The following is a 17,415-nucleotide window of genomic DNA, read 5'->3' as shown; positions in this document are numbered from 1 at the left end:
TCCCGCTCTCACTGGAGCCCGCCCGCCATCGCCTGTTACCATTCGCCCCCTGTTCGATCTTCGCTTTTATCTTCTTTCCGAGACATGCCATGACCACCGTCCGCACCCGCATCGCGCCTTCGCCTACTGGCGATCCCCATGTCGGCACCGCCTATATCGCTTTGTTCAACTATTGCTTTGCCAAGCAGCATGGCGGCGAGTTCATCCTGCGGATCGAGGACACCGACCAGTTGCGTTCGACCCGCGAGTCCGAACAGCAGATCTTCGATGCCCTGCGCTGGTTGGGGATCGACTGGAGCGAAGGCCCGGACGTCGGCGGCCCGCACGGCCCGTATCGCCAGAGCGAGCGCGGCGAGATCTACAAGCAGTACTGCCAGCAGCTGGTGGACATGGGGCATGCGTTCCCTTGCTTCTGCACCGCCGAAGAACTGGACCAAATGCGCGCCGAGCAAATGGCCCGTGGCGAAACCCCGCGCTACGACGGCCGGGCGCTGCTGCTGTCCAAGGAAGAAGTCGCCCGTCGCCTGGCCGCTGGCGAGCCCCATGTGATTCGCATGAAAGTACCGACCGAAGGCGTCTGCGTCGTGCCGGACATGCTGCGTGGCGATGTCGAGATCCCGTGGGATCGCATGGACATGCAAGTGCTGATGAAGACCGATGGCCTGCCGACGTACTTCCTGGCCAACGTAGTCGACGATCACCTGATGGGCATCACTCACGTACTGCGCGGTGAAGAATGGCTGCCGTCCGCGCCGAAACTGATCCTGCTCTACGAATACTTCGGCTGGGAACAGCCGCAGCTGTGCTACATGCCGCTGCTGCGTAACCCGGACAAGAGCAAGCTGTCCAAGCGCAAGAACCCGACCTCGGTGACCTTCTACGAGCGCATGGGCTTCATGCCCGAGGCCATGCTCAACTACCTGGGCCGCATGGGCTGGTCGATGCCGGACGAACGCGAGAAGTTCTCGCTGCAGGAAATGGTCGAGCACTTCGACCTGTCGCGCGTCTCCCTGGGCGGGCCGATCTTCGACGTCGAGAAGCTGTCGTGGCTCAACGGCCAGTGGCTGCGGGACCTGCCGGTGGAAGAGTTTGCCGCTCGCGTGCAGAAGTGGGCATTGAACCCCGAGTACATGATGAAGATCGCTCCCCATGTGCAGGGCAGGGTAGAGACCTTCAGCCAGATCGCCCCGCTGGCCGGCTTCTTCTTCGCCGGTGGCGTGACGCCGGACGCGAAGTTGTTCGAATCCAAGAAGCTCTCCGGCGACCAGGTGCGCCAGTTGATGCAACTGATCCTGTGGAAGCTGGAAAGCCTGCGTCAGTGGGAGAAGGACAGCATCACCGCGACCATCCAGGCCGTGGTTGAGTCGCTGGAGTTGAAATTGCGCGATGCCATGCCGTTGATGTTCGCCGCCATTACCGGCCAGGCCAGCTCGGTGTCGGTGCTCGATGCGATGGAAATTCTCGGGCCGGACCTGACCCGTTTCCGTCTGCGCCAGGCCATCGATCTGCTCGGCGGCGTGTCGAAGAAGGAAAACAAGGAGTGGGAAAAACTGCTGGGCGCGATCGCCTAAGCGCTCCATGAGGCAGGACATACCCCGGTTTTCCGGGGTTTGTCGGTAAGTGATTGTTATCCCGGCAAAAAATTTTCAAATTTGTTGAAAATAAATTTGACAGCCCTCCGATACGCCCTTAAGATTCGCCCCGTCCTCAGCGATGAGGGGCTATAGCTCAGCTGGGAGAGCGCTTGCATGGCATGCAAGAGGTCGACGGTTCGATCCCGTCTAGCTCCACCAATTTACACTTCAAGGCCTGGCCACACCGGCCTTGAAGCGATCAACACTCAGCGTTGATCAGTTGTATAGAAGGGTTTGCGTCCCCTTCGTCTAGTGGCCTAGGACACCGCCCTTTCACGGCGGTAACAGGGGTTCGAGTCCCCTAGGGGACGCCAGTTTTACAGAAGCGATGTTGCAAGATGTCGCTCCGCCGCGAGGCGAAAAATCCGGGGCTATAGCTCAGCTGGGAGAGCGCTTGCATGGCATGCAAGAGGTCGACGGTTCGATCCCGTCTAGCTCCACCAATTTACACTTCGAGGTCTGGCCACATCGGCCTTGAAGCGATCAGTTCTCAGCACTGATCACGTTAGAAGGTTTGTGTCCCCTTCGTCTAGTGGCCTAGGACACCGCCCTTTCACGGCGGTAACAGGGGTTCGAGTCCCCTAGGGGACGCCACGATTACCCGCTCTGCGGGATTTTATAAGGGTCATTCAATTCTTGAATGGCCCTTTTGTTTGTCTGGCGTTTGGCCAATTTCCTATCCTTGAAAAACACTTCTCTGACCGGCGGTCAAAATTTCCGCTTGCGGAAAATTATTACATGGATAATATTTCAATCGTAATATTCGGAGGCGACGATGAGCGATAAAAAGGCACAAACCCGTGAACGCATTCTCAAGGCCGCCAGCGATGCGCTGATCCAGCGTGGGCCGGCAGAGCCGAGCGTGGGCGAGGTGATGGGCGCAGCCGGACTGACGGTGGGCGGTTTTTACGCCCATTTCGAAAGCAAGGATGCCTTGATGCTGGAGGCTTTCAAGCAACTGCTCAATCGCCGCCGCGGCTTGATCGCCGATATGGACGGCGAGCTGACAGGCGAAGAGCGGCGCGCCCTGGTCGCCGCGTTCTATCTGTCACGCAAGCACCGCGATTCCACCGAGCAAGCCTGCCCGATCCCGGCGTCGGTCGGTGAGCTCGGGCGGCTGCCGGATGCGTTTCGTGAGGTGCTCAATGAGCACATCGAGTTGATGGTCGCGCAATTGGCGGCCAGCCCGGAGGACGCCGACAAGGCTTTGGCCGATATCGCGTTGATGGTCGGTGGCCTGGCCCTGGCACGGGCGTTGGGCCCGGGAGAGTTATCGGATCGTTTGCTGCGCGCCGCCAAGTCGGCGGTGCGTTGAACTGAGGCGCAAGCCCTGGAGATGAGCGATGGACAGGTTGAGCTGGATTCGTGGCGTCAATGGCACGCTGGGTTGGGTAGCTCCGGGCTTGGTGGCAAAACAGATGCGCTCGCTGTTCATGCGCCCTCGAAACTTGCCGCCACGGGATTGGGAGCTGCCGTTGCTGGCGACGTCCCAGCGAGTCACCTTGCGCTTCGGTCTCTCGGCCTTGCGCTGGGGCAAAGGTCCGGCAGTCCTGCTGATGCATGGCTGGGAAGGGCGGCCCACCCAGTTCGCGGCGCTGATCACGGCCCTGGTGGATGCCGGTTACACGGTCGTGGCGCTGGACGGTCCGGCCCATGGTCGCTCACCGGGTCGCGAGGCGAATGTCCTGTTGTTCGCCCGGGCCATGCTCGAAGCCGCCGCCGAGCTGCCGCCGTTGCAGGCGGTGATCGGGCATTCCATGGGCGGCGCCAGTGCCATGTTGGCCGTCCAGCTGGGGTTGCGTACCGAGACGCTGGTCAGCATCGCCGCGCCTGCGCGCATTCTTGGGGTGCTGCGCGGTTTCTCCCGGATGATGGGCCTGCCGCCCAAGGCGCGTTCGGCCTTCATTCGCCAGGTGGAAAACGATGTGGGCATGTCGGCCTCGAAGATGGATGTAGCGCATTATCAGCTGGACGTGCCGGGGTTGATCGTCCATGCCGAGGACGACACGTCGGTTTCGGTCAAGGAGTCGCAGTTGATTCATGAGGCCTGGTTCGACAGTCGCTTGCTGCGACTGCCGCAGGGCGGGCATCAGCGGGTGCTGGCCGATCCACGTGTCATTGATGGCGTGTTATCACTGCTGGCCGGTCGCAGCCTGCAAGCGCGGCAATCGGCTTGAGCATCCGGTACACTGCCCCGATCCAAATTCGACCGGGAGAGGGGCATGGGCTGGGATCGGGCAACGCCATTCATCATTGATCTTCAGGTCAATGCCGAAGACATCGACGGGCTGGGCCACGCCAACAACGCGGTGTACGTCACCTGGCTCGAGCGCTGCGCCTGGCGCCATTCCCAGCGCCTGGGCCTGGATCTGGTGGAGTACCGGCGCCTGGATCGGGCCATGGCCGTGGTGCGGCATGAAATCGATTACCTGGCGGCCGCCTATGAGGGCGACGAGCTGCAATTGGCGACCTGGATCGTCGACTGGGACCAGCGCCTGAAAATGACCCGGCATTTCCAACTGGTCCGTCCCAGCGACAACACCACGCTGCTGCGGGCCCAGACCACTTTTGTCTGCATCGAATTGTCCAGCGGCCGGCCCAAGCGCATGCCACCGGAATTCATCGAAGGTTATGGCGTGGCGCTGAATTCAACTGGCCTCTTCATAGACTGACCCACCGCCATCGCGAGCAAGCCCGGCTCCCACAGGGATTGGTGGTGGATTTCGATTTTGTGGGCGTCTTGGAACCGGTGTGGGAGCGAGCTTGCTCGCGATGACGGCGGTACATCCAGCATCTTCGCAAGCTGACCCACCGCCATCGCGAGCAAGCTCGCTCCCACAGGGTTTGGTGGTGAATTCCGATGTCTGGGGCAAAATCCGGTAAACTGCCGCACGTTTTTTCGTTCGAGTATGTGTTTCCATGCAAATTGCCCTGGCGCCCATGGAAGGGTTGGTCGACAACATCCTGCGGGACGTCCTGACCCGTGTTGGCGGTATCGACTGGTGTGTCACCGAGTTCATCCGTGTCAACGACCGTCTGCTCACGCCGGCCTATTTCCATAAGCTTGCTCCTGAGCTGCTGACCGGTGCCCAGACCGCTGCCGGCGTGCCGTTGCGGGTGCAGTTGCTCGGCTCCGATCCGGTATGCCTGGCGGAAAACGCTGCGTTGGCGTGTGAGTTGGGCTCGGAGGTGATCGACCTGAACTTCGGTTGCCCGGCCAAGACCGTGAACAAATCCCGGGGCGGGGCGGTATTGCTCAAGGAACCGGAACTGCTTAACGAAATCGTCGAACATGTGCGCCGCGCCGTGCCGAAACACATCCCGGTGACGGCCAAGATGCGCCTGGGTTTCGATAGTCCGGACGGTGCATTGGTCTGTGCCACGGCGTTGGCTGAAGGCGGCGCTGCGCATATCGTGGTGCATGCGCGAACCAAGGTCGACGGCTACAAGCCCCCGGCCCATTGGGAGTGGATCCCCCGCGTCCAGGAAGTGGTCAAGGTGCCGGTGTTCGCCAATGGCGATATCTGGAGTGTCGAGGATTGGCGCCGTTGCCGCGAAATCAGCGGTGTCGAGGACATCATGCTCGGTCGCGGCCTCGTTTCCCGCCCTGACCTGGCCCGGCAGATCGCCGCCGCCCGGGCTGGCGAAGAGGTGGTCGAGATGTCCTGGGCCGAGCTGCAACCGATGCTTCACGACTTCTGGGGGCAAGTGGTCGAGCAACTGACACCGCGCCAGGCGCCGGGCCGTCTGAAGCAGTGGCTGGCGATGTTGACCCGCAATTACCCCGAAGCGGTGGCGCTGTTTACCGCCCTGCGCCGGGAAACCGACCTCGACGCGGTGGGGCATTTGCTGGGTGTTCAGCGCACCGAAGCGGCCTGAAAAAAATTTCAAAAAAACCTCTTGAAAAGTATTTGGCGGACCCTAGATAGGGGTTACGCGATGCCGAATTCGGGTCGCGGAGACAAAAAACCTTGCTGAATTTTTCAGGAGATTTGAATCATGAGTACTGCATTTTCGCTGGCCCCCCTGTTCCGTTCCTCGGTAGGCTTCGACCGTTTCAACGATTTGTTCGAAACCGCCCTGCGCAACGAACCAGGCAGCAGCTATCCACCCTACAATGTGGAAAAACATGGTGATGACGAGTACCGCATCGTGGTCGCCGCCGCCGGCTTCCAGGAAGAAGACCTGGACCTGCAAGTGGAAAAAGGTGTGCTGACCATCAGTGGCGGCAAGCGTGAAGCCAGCAACGACAGCGTCACTTTCCTGCACCAGGGCATTGCCCAGCGTGCGTTCAAGCTGTCCTTCCGGTTGGCGGACCATATCGAGATCAAGTCCGCTGGCCTGCGCAACGGTCTGTTGAGCATCGACCTGTTGCGAGTGGTTCCGGAAGAGGCGAAAGCCAAGCGCATCCCGATCAACGGGGCGCAGCAGCAACCCGCGCTGCAAAACTGATGCATCGCAACTGAAGAAGGGCGCCATATGGCGCCCTTTTTCATTTATTGGTGGGGGGGGTATGGAAGATCAATTGTGGCGAGGGAGCTTGCTCCCGCTGGGCGCGAAGCGACCCTGAAACCAGTCAACTCGGTGCGTCATGCTGGTCTGAGGCGAATCTTCTATTTTTGGGGCCGCTGCGCAGCCCAGCGGGAGCAAGCTCCCTCGCCACAAAAGCTCCCTATCCCGAACACCTAGGGCAACAACCGCTCAAACGCCTCCAGCGGCAACGGCCGACTGTGCAGGTAACCCTGGTACAAATGGCAATCGAGCCCTTGCAGGAAGTGCAATTGCTCCAGGGTCTCCACGCCTTCGGCAATCATTACCAGGTTGAGGCTGCGGGCCATGGCGACGATGGCGCGGATGATTTCGGCGTCGTTGGGGTCGGTGGTGGCGTCGCGCACGAATGACTGGTCGATTTTCAGCGTGTCCACCGGCAGGCGCTTGAGGTAGGTCAGCGACGAATAACCGGTGCCGAAATCGTCCATGGCGAAGCTCACCCCCAGTTTCTTGAGTCGGCGCATCTTGGCGATGGTGTCGTCGAGGTTCTGGATCACGATGCCTTCGGTGATCTCCAGTTTCAGCAGCGAGCAAGGCAGGCCGTGGTGGGCCAGGCTGTTTTCGATGCGTTCGACGAAGTCACTCTGGCGGAACTGCCGTGGGCTGATGTTCACGCACAGGCTGAATCGCTGCGGGTCGATCTTGCCCTTGGCAATCAGTTGCTTGAAGCCGTCGCAGGCTTCATCGAGGATCCAGGTCCCGACTTCGAGGATCAGGCCGCTGTCTTCCAGCACTTTGATGAATTCATTGGGCGATTGGGCGCCGAGCTCCGGGTGGTGCCAGCGCACCAGGGCTTCGGCGCCGACGATGCGGTTGTCCCGGGCGTCGACCTGAGGCTGGAAATGCAGGCTGAACTCGCCGCGGGCCAGGGCCTGACGCAGATCGGTTTCCATGCGCAGCCGTTCGCTGGCAGCTTTTTGCATGGTGTTGTGGAACATCTGCGAGGTGTTGCGTCCCGAATCCTTGGCGCGGTACAGCGCGATGTCCGCGCGCTTGAGCAAATCGGTGGGCGTGGAACCGTGGTCGGGGATCAGCGCGATACCGATGCTAGGCGTGACCTGCAGGCGTTGGCCATCGAGGAACATTGGTTCCGAGAGCAGTTCACGCAGGGTGTCGGCCAGGGTCTGCACTTGCTTGCTGACCTGGCTGCGCGAGCCTTCCAGGCCGCTGAGCAAAACCACGAACTCGTCGCCGCCCAGTCGTGCAACGGTGTCTTCCAGGCGCACGCTGGCTTCCAGGCGGGCAGTGATGATTTTAAGCACGGTATCGCCCACCGGGTGACCGAGGGAGTCGTTGATGTGCTTGAAGTGGTCCAGGTCGAGAAACAGCAGGGCACCCCGCAAGTTGTGACGCTTGAGCAGGGCGATCTGCTGGCTCAGGCGGTCCAACAGCAAGGCCCGGTTGGGCAGGTTGGTCAGCGAGTCGTGATAGGCCAGGTGGCGGATCTGGGCTTCGGCATTGCGCAGCAGGCTGACGTCCCGGGCGGTCAACAGCAGGCAGGCGGTTTCATTGAGGATGATGGGCTCGACCGAGACCTCTACCGTAAGGATTTCCCCCCGTTTATTGCGCCCGAGCATTTCCTGGTGGACTACACGACCCTTGAGTTGCAGTTCGGCCAGCAGGGCGGCGCGCTGTTTTTCTTCGGCCCAGATGCCCACTTCGTAGACCGTACGCCCGATCACTTCGTCGGCGCGGTAGCCGGTCAGCCGGCAGAAGCCGTCGTTGACTTCCAGGTAGCGACCGCTTTCGAGTTCGGTAATGGTGATGGCGTCGGGGCTGGAATGAAACGCCTTGGCGAATTTCTCCTCGCTGGCCTTGAGAGCGGCTTCGGAGCGTTGCTGCTGCGTGATGTCGCGCAAGGTCGTGACGATGCACGGCTGGTTGCCAACGTTGATTTGCCGGCTGGAAATCACGCAGGTCAGCGGCTGGCCGTTCTTATGGTGAACGACGATGGCGACATTGTTCAGCGATTGTTCGCGGATCACCCGTTCGATGCGTTGCAGGCTGCTGCCCGAGGCATCCCAGAGGCCAATTTGGTCGGCACTGAGGCCGATCACGTCGCGGGTGGTCCAGCCAAAAGTCTGGGTGAAGCTGGAGTTGATCTCGAGGAACCGACCACTGTCTTGGTGAGTGACGCAGATCGGGTCGGGACTGACCTGGAACAGCGTGGCGAATTTCTCTTCCGAAGCGGCCAGGCTCTGTTCGCGTTCCACCTGGTCGGTGATGTCCAGCAAGGTCCCGGCCATGCGCAAGGGGCTGCCGTCGTTGTTGCGGTGGAGCCGGGCGCGGCTTTCCAGGTAGCGCGAGCTGCCGTCCGGCAGTTGTACGCGGTAGGTCAGCTGGTAATTGCCCGCCGGGCCTTCCCGCAGGCTGCGGTAGGCGTTGCGCATGTTGTTGCGTTCCTCGGTGGGGACCCCCTCGAAAAACGCATCGAACGATTCGTGGAACGGCTTGGGTTCCAGGCCATGGAGCTGCGCGGCCCGGGCCGAGCCGTAGAGCATGCCGCTGGGAATGTGCCAGTCCCAGGTGCCCAGTTGCGCCGAGTCGAGGGCCAGGTCCAGGCGTTCCTGGCTGTCCTTGAGCGCCTGCTCGGCGAGTTTGCGCTCAGTGGTGTCGAGGAACGTGCTCAGCAGGTACGGCTGGCCTTCGAGTTCGACTTTCTGCGCACTGAGAATGCCGTTATGGATCTGACCGTTGCTGGCCCGGAATTCCACCTCCATGCTGATCAGTTCGCCCTTGGCCTTGGTCGCCTCCACCAGTTTCGCCCGCTGCTTGGGGTCAACCCACAAGCCCAGCTCCAGCGTGGTGCGGCCGATCACGTCATGCACCGGCCAACCGAACAGGCTTTCGAAATACTGGTTGGCCTCGCTGATCAGGCCGTCTTCCTGGCGGGTCAGCAGGACCATGTTCGGGCACAGATGAAAGAGCGTGGCGAAGCGTTTTTCCGAGCTGCGCAGCGCCTGTTCCCGCTCGCGCTGATGGGTGATTTCGCGAATCACCCCGATCATGCGCGGACGACCGTGTTTGTCGGGCAGCACGCTGCCACTGATCTCCAGCCAGTGCAGGCTGCCGTCGGGCCAGACGATGCGATGGTGCATGGCCTGTTCCAGCGGCGCCCCGGCCACCGCCGCATGAAAGGCGCGCACGGCCCTGGCCCGGTCTTCGGGCAACAGCAGGTCGAGGTAGTCCACGTCGGCTGGCAACGGCTGGCGCGGATCGAAGCCGAACAGCGCCTGGGTGCCGCGGGACCAACTGATCCGTCCGCTCTCGATGTCCCACGACCAGGCGCCCAGCCGCGCGCCGTTCAGGGCGGCCAGCAACTGTGGCGCGCTGTCCCAGCTTTGCTCGGACCGCTTCGGGTCGAGCGCCTGGATGCGCGGCAGGGGCGGGAGATGGTCAGCGGGTTTGGGCATTTTTCTAGCGAGCCTTGAGCGGGTGTGGGTATTAAGCACAGGCATTCAAGGCCCTACAGGCGTGGCACAACCTATGCCTTTTTCCTTGGCAAATCGATTTGTGCGTCCAGTAAGGCCATGAAAGCCCGTGCGGCGTTCGATAGCGTCCGTTCGGTGTGCAAGATATAGCCTAGCTGGCGACTGAGCTGTATGCCCGGTAAAGGAATGCGCGCCACTTGTTCGTCGAGCATGGTGCGCGGCAGAACGCTCCAGGCCAGGCCTATGGAAACCATCATTTTTATGGTTTCCAGATAATTCGTGCTCATGGCGATGTTCGGCGTCAGGCCCTGGGCCTCGAACAGCCGTTGAACGATGTGGTGGGTAAAGGTGTTGCCCCCGGGGAACACCGCCGGATGCAAGGCGATGTCCGCCAGGCTCACCGCGCCCTTCTCCAGCAAGGCATGCTCCGGGGCGACCACGAAATCCAGGGGGTCGTCCCACACCGGCGTAGCCCGTACCAGCGTGTGGGGTTCGGGGGCGAGGGTGATGACGGCCAGTTCCGCCCGGCCATGAAGGATTTCTTCGTAGGCCACTTCCGAATCCAGGAACTGGATATCCAGCGCCACCTGGGGATAGCGCCGGGTGAACTCCCTCAATAAAGGCGGCAGGCGATGCAGGCCGATGTGGTGGCTGGTGGCGAGGGTCAGGCGCCCGGTCACTTCGCCGGTCAGGTTGGTCAGGGCGCGGCGGGTGTCGTCGAGTACGTTGAGGATCTGATAAGCGCGTGGCAACAGGGCTCGGCCGGCCTCGGTCAGGCCCACCTCACGGCCCAGGCGGTCGAACAGGCGCACCTTGAGCTGCTGCTCAAGACCGGCAATGCGCTTGCTGATGGCCGGCTGGGTCAGGTGCAGGCGTTCGCCGGCGCCGGAGAAACTGCCCGTCTCGGCGATGGCAATAAAAGCATTGAGGTTGGCGAGGTCCATGGCGGTTCCGGTCAGATTCCAGTTGGTTATGCAAAGCATGAAAAATATGAATTTGAGTTATTTAATGTAACCCCATAGGATCAGCCTCACAAGCCAAGGGGTTATTGATTCGTTCAAGGCCCGGGGCATAGAAACAAGCTGATGAGGAAACCGTCTGATGGCCGGCAAAACGCTCTACGACAAGCTCTGGGATTCGCATTTGGTCAAGCAGCGCGACGATGGCTCGGCGCTGATCTACATCGATCGCCACATCATTCACGAAGTGACGTCGCCGCAGGCCTTCGAAGGCCTGCGCCTGGCCGGACGCAAGCCGTGGCGCATCGATGCCAACATCGCGACCCCGGACCACAACGTACCGACCACGCCGGAGCGCAAGGGCGGCATCGAAGCGATTGCCGACCAGGTCTCGCGCCTGCAAGTCCAGACCCTCGACGATAACTGTGACGAATACGGCATCGTCGAATTCAAGATGAACGATGTGCGCCAGGGCATCGTCCACGTCATCGGCCCGGAGCAGGGCGCGACCTTGCCCGGCATGACCGTGGTCTGCGGCGACTCGCACACCTCGACCCACGGTGCTTTTGGCGCCCTGGCCCATGGCATCGGCACGTCCGAGGTGGAGCATGTGCTCGCCACCCAGTGCCTGGTCGCCAAGAAAATGAAAAACATGCTGGTGCGCGTCGAAGGCAAGTTGCCGTTCGGGGTGACCGCCAAGGACATCGTCCTGGCCGTGATCGGCAAGATCGGCACCGCCGGCGGTAACGGCCATGCCATCGAGTTCGCTGGCAGCGCGATCCGCGACTTGTCCGTCGAAGGCCGCATGACGATCTGCAACATGTCCATCGAGGCTGGCGCCCGCGTCGGCCTGGTGGCCGCCGATGAAAAAACCGTGGAATACGTCAAGGGCCGTCCGTTCTCGCCAAAAGGCGCGGAATGGGACATGGCGGTCGAGGCCTGGAAAGACCTGGTCTCCGATGCCGATGCCAAGTTCGACACGGTGGTCGAGCTCGACGCGACGCAGATCAAGCCGCAAGTGAGCTGGGGCACTTCGCCGGAGATGGTTTTGGCCGTGGACCAGAACGTACCGGATCCGGCCAAGGAAATGGACCTGGTCAAGCGCGATTCCATTGTCCGCGCCTTGAAATACATGGGCTTGAGCGCCAACCAGGCGATCACCGACATTCAGCTCGATCGCGTGTTCATCGGTTCTTGCACCAACTCGCGGATTGAAGACTTGCGCGCCGCAGCGGTGATCGCCAAGGGCCGCAAGGTGGCCTCGACCATCAAGCAGGCCATCGTGGTGCCGGGCTCGGGCCTGGTGAAAGCCCAGGCCGAAGCGGAAGGGCTGGACAAGATTTTCCTCGAAGCCGGTTTCGAGTGGCGTGAGCCAGGGTGCTCGATGTGCCTGGCGATGAACCCCGATCGCCTGGAGTCGGGCGAGCATTGCGCCTCCACCTCCAACCGTAACTTCGAAGGCCGTCAAGGCGCCGGTGGCCGTACGCACCTGGTGAGCCCGGCCATGGCCGCCGCGGCCGCCGTCAACGGCCGTTTCGTCGACGTCCGCGAATTGATCTGAAGGAGCGCAGCATGAAAGCTTTTACCCAGCACACCGGTCTTGTCGCGCCTTTGGATCGTGCCAACGTCGACACCGACCAGATCATTCCCAAGCAGTTCTTGAAGTCCATCAAGCGCACCGGTTTTGGCCCGAACCTGTTCGACGAATGGCGCTACCTGGACGTCGGCCAGCCGTACCAGGACAACTCCAAGCGGCCGCTGAACAAGGATTTCGTGCTCAACGCCGAGCGTTACCAGAGCGCCAGCGTGTTGCTGGCCCGGGAGAACTTCGGCTGCGGTTCGAGCCGCGAGCACGCGCCATGGGCCCTGGAAGAATACGGTTTCCGCAGCATCATCGCGCCGAGCTACGCCGACATCTTCTTCAATAACAGCTTCAAGAACGGCTTGCTGCCGATCATCCTCAGCGATGCTGACGTGGATGAACTGTTCCAGCAGGTCGAGGCCAACCCCGGCTATCAATTGCAGATCGACTTGGCCGCCCAGACCGTGACCCGTCCCGACGGTAAGGTGCTGGGTTTCGAGATCGATGCGTTCCGCAAGCATTGCCTGCTCAACGGCCTGGATGACATCGGCCTGACCTTGCAGGACGGCGAGGCGATTGCCGCGTTCGAGGCCAAGCATCGGGCGAGCCAGCCTTGGTTGTTTCGCGATGCTTGATTGACCTGAGATTGATGTCGTCAGTGCGGGCCCCTTCGCGAGCAAGCTCGCTCCCACATTGGATTTGCGGTGTTCACAAAACTCCTGTGGGAGCGAGCTTGCTCGCGATGAGGCCATAACAGACATACCCAAAAGGAAGCTACCCATGACCAGCACCGCCCACAGCCAAGTCGTCCAAAAGCAATTCGGTGAACAGGCCTCGGCCTACCTGAGCAGTGCCGTGCACGCCCAGGGTGCTGAATTCGCGCTGCTACAGGCTGCGTTGGCCGGGCGTGGCGATGCCCGTGTGCTGGACCTGGGGTGCGGCGCTGGCCATGTGAGTTTCCATGTGGCGCCACTGGCTGGTGAAGTGGTGGCTTATGATTTGTCCCAGCAGATGCTTGACGTGGTCGCCACGGCGGCTGCCGAGCGTGGCTTGGGCAATATCAGCACGGTTCGTGGCGCCGCCGAGCGCCTGCCGTTCGCCGACGCTGAGTTCGACTTCGTGTTCAGCCGTTATTCGGCGCATCATTGGAGCGACCTCGGCCTGGCGCTGCGGGAAGTCCGGCGGGTGCTCAAGCCGGGCGGGGTGATGGCGTTCATTGACATCCTGTCGCCGGGCATGCCGTTGCTGGACACGTACCTGCAAAGCATCGAAGTGCTGCGCGACACCAGCCATGTGCGCGATTATTCGGCCGACGAATGGTTGCGCCAGGTCAGCGAAGCGGGGCTGCACACCCGCAGCACCTCGCGCCAGCGCCTGCGCCTGGAGTACCGCTCCTGGGTCGAGCGCATGCGCACGCCCGAGGTGATGCGTGCGGCCATTCTCCAGCTGCAGCGTTCGATGGGCGACGAAGTGTGTGAATATTTTGAGATTGAGGCCGATGGTTCGTTCAGTACAGATGTACTGGTGCTGTGGGCCGAGCGATAGCATTTTTCCCGGCCCGGCCTTGGGTACGAAGCCCGGGCCCGTGTCGACAGAGCAAATGAGGAAAGCATGAGCAAGCAGATTCTGATTCTCCCAGGTGATGGCATTGGTCCGGAAATCATGGCCGAGGCGGTCAAGGTCCTGGAACTGGCGAACGACAAGTACGGCCTGGGCTTCGAGCTCAGCCACGACGTGATCGGCGGCGCGGCCATCGACAAGCACGGCGTGCCCCTGGCCGATGAAACCCTGGATCGTGCCCGTGCCGCCGATGCCGTGCTGCTGGGCGCCGTGGGCGGCCCGAAATGGGACAAGATCGAACGCGACATCCGCCCCGAGCGCGGCCTGCTGAAGATTCGCGCGCAACTGGGCCTGTTCGGCAACCTGCGTCCAGCGATCCTTTACCCGCAACTGGCCGATGCCTCCAGCCTGAAGCCGGAAATCGTCTCGGGCCTGGACATCCTCATCGTCCGTGAGCTGACCGGCGGTATCTACTTCGGCGCCCCGCGTGGCACCCGTGAGCTGGAAAACGGCGAGCGCCAGGCCTACGACACCCTGCCGTACAGCGAAAGCGAAATTCGCCGTATCGCCCGGGTCGGCTTCGACATGGCCCGCGTGCGTGGCAAGAAGCTGTGCTCGGTGGACAAGGCCAACGTGCTGGCTTCCAGCCAGCTTTGGCGTGAAGTGGTCGAGCAGGTGGCCCAGGATTACCCGGACATCGAGCTGAGCCACATGTACGTCGACAACGCCGCCATGCAACTGGTGCGTGCGCCGAAGCAATTCGACGTGATCGTCACCGACAATATGTTCGGCGACATCCTGTCCGACGAAGCGTCGATGCTCACCGGTTCCATCGGCATGCTGCCGTCGGCCTCCCTGGATGCCAACAACAAGGGCATGTATGAGCCGTGCCACGGCTCGGCGCCTGACATCGCCGGGCAAGGCATTGCCAACCCATTGGCGACCATCCTGTCGGTGTCGATGATGCTGCGCTACAGCTTCAACTTGAACGACGCCGCCGACGCGATCGAAAAAGCCGTCAGTGTGGTCTTGGACCAAGGCTTGCGCACCGGTGATATCTGGTCGCAAGGTTGTACCAAAGTCGGTACGCAGCAAATGGGCGATGCAGTAGTCGCGGCGCTGCGGAATCTGTAATCTTTCGGGCCCACCGCTTCGACGGTGGCCCACTTTTGTATAGGTGTAGTTGCGATGAAACGTGTAGGTCTGATCGGTTGGCGCGGCATGGTCGGTTCCGTGCTCATGCAGCGAATGCTGGAAGAGCAGGATTTCGATCTCATTGAGCCGGTGTTTTTCACCACGTCCAATGTCGGTGGCCAGGGCCCGTCCGTGGGCAAGGACACCGGTGTGCTCAAGGATGCCTACAGCATCGAAGAGCTCAAGACCCTTGACGTGATCCTGACCTGCCAGGGCGGCGACTACACCAGCGAAGTATTCCCCAAGCTGCGTGAAGCCGGCTGGCAGGGTTACTGGATCGACGCCGCTTCCAGCCTGCGCATGCAGGACGATGCGGTGATCATCCTCGACCCGGTGAACCGCAAGGTCATCGACCAGCAGTTGGACGCGGGCACCAAGAACTACATCGGCGGCAACTGCACCGTCAGCCTGATGCTGATGGGCCTGGGTGGCCTGTTCGAAGCCGGTCTGGTGGAGTGGATGAGCGCCATGACCTACCAGGCGGCGTCCGGTGCCGGCGCGCAGAACATGCGTGAGCTGATCAAGCAGATGGGCGCGACCCACGCCGCCGTCGCCGATGACCTGGCCAATCCGGCCAGCGCCATCCTCGACATCGACCGCAAGGTCGCCGAGGCGATGCGCAGCGATGCCTATCCGACCGAGAACTTCGGCGTGCCGCTGGCCGGCAGCCTGATTCCCTGGATCGACAAGGAACTGCCTAACGGTCAGAGCCGTGAAGAATGGAAGGCCCAGGCCGAAACCAACAAGATCCTGGGTCGCTTCAAGAGCCCGATCCCGGTGGACGGCATCTGCGTGCGCATCGGCGCCATGCGCTGCCACAGCCAGGCGCTGACCATCAAGCTGAACAAAGACGTGCCGATCGCCGACATCGAAGGCCTGATCAGCCAGCACAACCCTTGGGTCAAGCTGGTGCCGAACAATCGCGAGACCAGCATGCAGGAGCTGAGCCCGACCAAGGTCACCGGCACCCTGAATGTACCGGTGGGCCGTCTGCGCAAACTGAACATGGGTTCGCAATTCGTCGGTGCCTTCACCGTCGGCGACCAACTGCTGTGGGGCGCGGCCGAACCGCTGCGCCGCATGCTGCGGATCCTGCTCGAGCGTTGATCGACTGTCGCTGTGAAAGAACCCGTGCCTTGTGAGAGGCGCGGGTTTTTTATTGGAAGAGCCGCTTGAGGCATGTGGTGTCAGGGGCGGCCTCATCGCGAGCAAGCTCGCTCCCACAAATCTTGCGGCCACTGAAGATCCCATGTGGGAGCGAGCTTGCTCGCGATGGGGCCAACCCAGGCACCGCAAATCCCCCTGCCCAATTGCCTGCCCACCCACCACCCGGTAAAGTGCCGCTCCCCACGTTTTACCTGAGGTAGACCCATGAGCCAGTCCTTTGATATTGCCGTGATCGGCGCCACCGGTACTGTCGGCGAAACCCTTGTCCAGATTCTCGAAGAGCGGGACTTCCCGGTCGGCAACCTGCACCTGCTGGCCAGCAGCGAATCGGCAGGCAGCTCGGTGATGTTTCGCAATAAAAACGTGCGGGTACGCGAGGTCGACGAATTCGATTTCAGCAAAGTCCAACTGGTGTTCTTCGCCGCCGGCCCGGCGGTGACCCTGAGTTTCGCCCCGCGAGCCACGGCGGCCGGCTGTGCACTGATCGATTTGTCCGGCGCGTTGCCGCCCGAGCAGGCGCCGCAGATCGTGCCGGAAGCCAACGCCCAGGTCCTGGCTGGCCTGGGCAAGCCGCTGCAGGTCAGCAGCCCCAGCGCATCGGCCACGGCCTTGGCGGTGGTGCTCGCGCCGCTGCGCGAATGCCTGGATCTGCAGCGCATCAGCCTGACCGCCAGCCTCGCGGTATCGGCCCAGGGCCGCGCGGCCGTGAGCGAGCTGGCGCGCCAGACCGCCGAGCTGCTCAACGCCCGTCCGCTGGAGCCAACGTTCTTTGACCGGCAAATGGCGTTCAATCTGTTGGCCCAGGTCGGTGCGCCGGACGAGCAGGGCCATACGTCGCTGGAAAAGCGCCTGGTCCGTGAGCTGCGCCAGGTGCTGAATCAACCTTTGTTAAAGATTTCCGTCACTTGCATTCAAGCCCCGGTGTTTTTTGGCGATAGCTTTAGCGTGACCGTGCAGTCTGCCAATGCCATCGACCTGGCCAAGGTGAACGCGGCCTTGGAGGCGGCGCCCGGTATCGAGCTGGTGGAGGCGGGCGATTACCCGACCGCGGTGGGTGATGCAGTGGGGCAGGATGTGGTCTACGTTGGTCGGGTGCGCGGTGGGATCGACGATCCGGCTGAACTAAATATGTGGCTGACGTCAGATAACGTGCGCAAGGGTGCGGCGCTCAATGCCGTGCAGGTGGCTGAGTTGTTGATAAAAGAGTTGCTGTAAAAGATACTTGGCGTCAATTTGTCGAATGATTCTAGCTGGGCGCTATGCTTGGTCGGAATGCTGAAGGCGAACATCCCTCTGGGGGACTTCCCGGGGCATGAGTGAAATGATCGCGCGCACCG

Annotated in this window: 14 protein-coding genes and 4 tRNA genes; 16 read left to right on the top strand and 2 right to left on the bottom strand. The window is 61.8% G+C overall.

What is annotated here, in order from left to right:
• Positions 1-89: 89 nt before the first annotated feature.
• The 10 genes from gltX to ACLH0I_RS19895 all read left to right on the top strand — a co-directional run bounded on the left by gltX (position 90) and on the right by ACLH0I_RS19895 (position 6,086).
• The gene (gene gltX / locus ACLH0I_RS19940; RefSeq protein ID WP_411385178.1) at positions 90-1,571 is read left to right on the top strand and encodes a glutamate--tRNA ligase; all 1,482 of its coding nucleotides are present in this window, start codon (positions 90-92) and stop codon (positions 1,569-1,571) included.
• Between the two features lie 146 nt (positions 1,572-1,717).
• Positions 1,718-1,793, top strand: a tRNA-Ala gene (locus ACLH0I_RS19935).
• Between the two features lie 79 nt (positions 1,794-1,872).
• A tRNA-Glu gene (locus tag ACLH0I_RS19930) sits at positions 1,873-1,948 on the top strand.
• A 53-nt stretch (positions 1,949-2,001) separates the two neighbouring features.
• A tRNA-Ala gene (locus tag ACLH0I_RS19925) sits at positions 2,002-2,077 on the top strand.
• 75 nt (positions 2,078-2,152) lie between these two features.
• Positions 2,153-2,228: transfer RNA gene (locus ACLH0I_RS19920), tRNA-Glu, on the top strand.
• 181 nt (positions 2,229-2,409) lie between these two features.
• A complete protein-coding gene (locus tag ACLH0I_RS19915) occupies positions 2,410-2,949 on the top strand; it encodes a TetR/AcrR family transcriptional regulator (protein WP_058546579.1) in 540 nt (179 codons plus the stop codon).
• A 28-nt stretch (positions 2,950-2,977) separates the two neighbouring features.
• A complete protein-coding gene (locus tag ACLH0I_RS19910; RefSeq protein WP_250965487.1) occupies positions 2,978-3,811 on the top strand; it encodes an alpha/beta fold hydrolase in 834 nt (277 codons plus the stop codon).
• Between the two features lie 45 nt (positions 3,812-3,856).
• A complete protein-coding gene (locus ACLH0I_RS19905) occupies positions 3,857-4,306 on the top strand; it encodes an acyl-CoA thioesterase (protein ID WP_250965486.1) in 450 nt (149 codons plus the stop codon).
• 247 nt (positions 4,307-4,553) lie between these two features.
• A complete protein-coding gene (locus ACLH0I_RS19900) occupies positions 4,554-5,513 on the top strand; it encodes a tRNA dihydrouridine synthase (RefSeq protein ID WP_250965485.1) in 960 nt (319 codons plus the stop codon).
• A gap of 120 nt (positions 5,514-5,633) precedes the next feature.
• A complete protein-coding gene (locus tag ACLH0I_RS19895) occupies positions 5,634-6,086 on the top strand; it encodes an Hsp20 family protein (RefSeq protein ID WP_053123476.1) in 453 nt (150 codons plus the stop codon).
• Between the two features lie 233 nt (positions 6,087-6,319).
• Here ACLH0I_RS19895 and ACLH0I_RS19890 read toward each other — a convergent pair whose 3' ends face one another.
• On the bottom strand, positions 6,320-9,598 hold the full coding sequence (locus ACLH0I_RS19890; protein WP_411385177.1) for an EAL domain-containing protein: 3,279 nt from the start codon (positions 9,596-9,598) through the stop codon (positions 6,320-6,322).
• Between the two features lie 71 nt (positions 9,599-9,669).
• On the bottom strand, positions 9,670-10,560 hold the full coding sequence (locus ACLH0I_RS19885; RefSeq protein WP_186707435.1) for a LysR family transcriptional regulator: 891 nt from the start codon (positions 10,558-10,560) through the stop codon (positions 9,670-9,672).
• Between the two features lie 157 nt (positions 10,561-10,717).
• Here ACLH0I_RS19885 and leuC point away from each other — a divergent pair, with 157 nt between their 5' ends.
• The 6 genes from leuC to ACLH0I_RS19855 all read left to right on the top strand — a co-directional run bounded on the left by leuC (position 10,718) and on the right by ACLH0I_RS19855 (position 17,293).
• A complete protein-coding gene (gene leuC / locus ACLH0I_RS19880) occupies positions 10,718-12,136 on the top strand; it encodes a 3-isopropylmalate dehydratase large subunit (RefSeq protein ID WP_003203866.1) in 1,419 nt (472 codons plus the stop codon).
• Between the two features lie 11 nt (positions 12,137-12,147).
• Positions 12,148-12,792: a 3-isopropylmalate dehydratase small subunit gene (leuD, locus tag ACLH0I_RS19875; RefSeq protein WP_250965481.1), complete on the top strand. Its 645-nt coding sequence runs from the start codon at positions 12,148-12,150 to the stop codon at positions 12,790-12,792.
• Positions 12,793-12,937: 145 nt separating this feature from the next.
• The gene (locus tag ACLH0I_RS19870) at positions 12,938-13,702 is read left to right on the top strand and encodes a class I SAM-dependent methyltransferase (protein WP_250965480.1); all 765 of its coding nucleotides are present in this window, start codon (positions 12,938-12,940) and stop codon (positions 13,700-13,702) included.
• Between the two features lie 66 nt (positions 13,703-13,768).
• Entirely contained in the window at positions 13,769-14,851 is a 1,083-nt protein-coding gene (leuB, locus tag ACLH0I_RS19865) for a 3-isopropylmalate dehydrogenase (protein ID WP_207966796.1), read from the top strand.
• Between the two features lie 54 nt (positions 14,852-14,905).
• Positions 14,906-16,018, top strand: a complete 1,113-nt coding sequence (asd, locus tag ACLH0I_RS19860; protein WP_053185893.1) for an aspartate-semialdehyde dehydrogenase — start codon at positions 14,906-14,908, stop codon at positions 16,016-16,018.
• A 264-nt stretch (positions 16,019-16,282) separates the two neighbouring features.
• On the top strand, positions 16,283-17,293 hold the full coding sequence (locus tag ACLH0I_RS19855; RefSeq protein WP_411385176.1) for an aspartate-semialdehyde dehydrogenase: 1,011 nt from the start codon (positions 16,283-16,285) through the stop codon (positions 17,291-17,293).
• Positions 17,294-17,415: the final 122 nt, after the last annotated feature.

Source organism: Pseudomonas sp. MPB03 (assembly GCF_046605385.1).
In the GTDB taxonomy this organism is placed as follows: Bacteria; Pseudomonadota; Gammaproteobacteria; order Pseudomonadales; family Pseudomonadaceae; genus Aquipseudomonas; species Aquipseudomonas zanjanensis.
The sequence above is the reverse complement of the archived record's forward strand: the minus strand, read 5'-3'. Positions and strand labels throughout refer to the sequence as shown.

What these genes read in the sequence shown, in the direction of transcription:
- gltX (WP_411385178.1), top strand. Translation starts at nt 90, where the DNA reads ATGACCACCGTCCGCACCCGCATCGCGCCTTCGCCTACTGGCGATCCC.
- ACLH0I_RS19915 (WP_058546579.1), top strand. Translation starts at nt 2,410, where the DNA reads ATGAGCGATAAAAAGGCACAAACCCGTGAACGCATTCTCAAGGCCGCC.
- ACLH0I_RS19910 (WP_250965487.1), top strand. Translation starts at nt 2,978, where the DNA reads ATGGACAGGTTGAGCTGGATTCGTGGCGTCAATGGCACGCTGGGTTGG.
- ACLH0I_RS19905 (WP_250965486.1), top strand. Translation starts at nt 3,857, where the DNA reads ATGGGCTGGGATCGGGCAACGCCATTCATCATTGATCTTCAGGTCAAT.
- ACLH0I_RS19900 (WP_250965485.1), top strand. Translation starts at nt 4,554, where the DNA reads ATGCAAATTGCCCTGGCGCCCATGGAAGGGTTGGTCGACAACATCCTG.
- ACLH0I_RS19895 (WP_053123476.1), top strand. Translation starts at nt 5,634, where the DNA reads ATGAGTACTGCATTTTCGCTGGCCCCCCTGTTCCGTTCCTCGGTAGGC.
- ACLH0I_RS19890 (WP_411385177.1), bottom strand. Translation starts at nt 9,598, where the DNA reads ATGCCCAAACCCGCTGACCATCTCCCGCCCCTGCCGCGCATCCAGGCG.
- ACLH0I_RS19885 (WP_186707435.1), bottom strand. Translation starts at nt 10,560, where the DNA reads ATGGACCTCGCCAACCTCAATGCTTTTATTGCCATCGCCGAGACGGGC.
- leuC (WP_003203866.1), top strand. Translation starts at nt 10,718, where the DNA reads ATGGCCGGCAAAACGCTCTACGACAAGCTCTGGGATTCGCATTTGGTC.
- leuD (WP_250965481.1), top strand. Translation starts at nt 12,148, where the DNA reads ATGAAAGCTTTTACCCAGCACACCGGTCTTGTCGCGCCTTTGGATCGT.
- ACLH0I_RS19870 (WP_250965480.1), top strand. Translation starts at nt 12,938, where the DNA reads ATGACCAGCACCGCCCACAGCCAAGTCGTCCAAAAGCAATTCGGTGAA.
- leuB (WP_207966796.1), top strand. Translation starts at nt 13,769, where the DNA reads ATGAGCAAGCAGATTCTGATTCTCCCAGGTGATGGCATTGGTCCGGAA.
- asd (WP_053185893.1), top strand. Translation starts at nt 14,906, where the DNA reads ATGAAACGTGTAGGTCTGATCGGTTGGCGCGGCATGGTCGGTTCCGTG.
- ACLH0I_RS19855 (WP_411385176.1), top strand. Translation starts at nt 16,283, where the DNA reads ATGAGCCAGTCCTTTGATATTGCCGTGATCGGCGCCACCGGTACTGTC.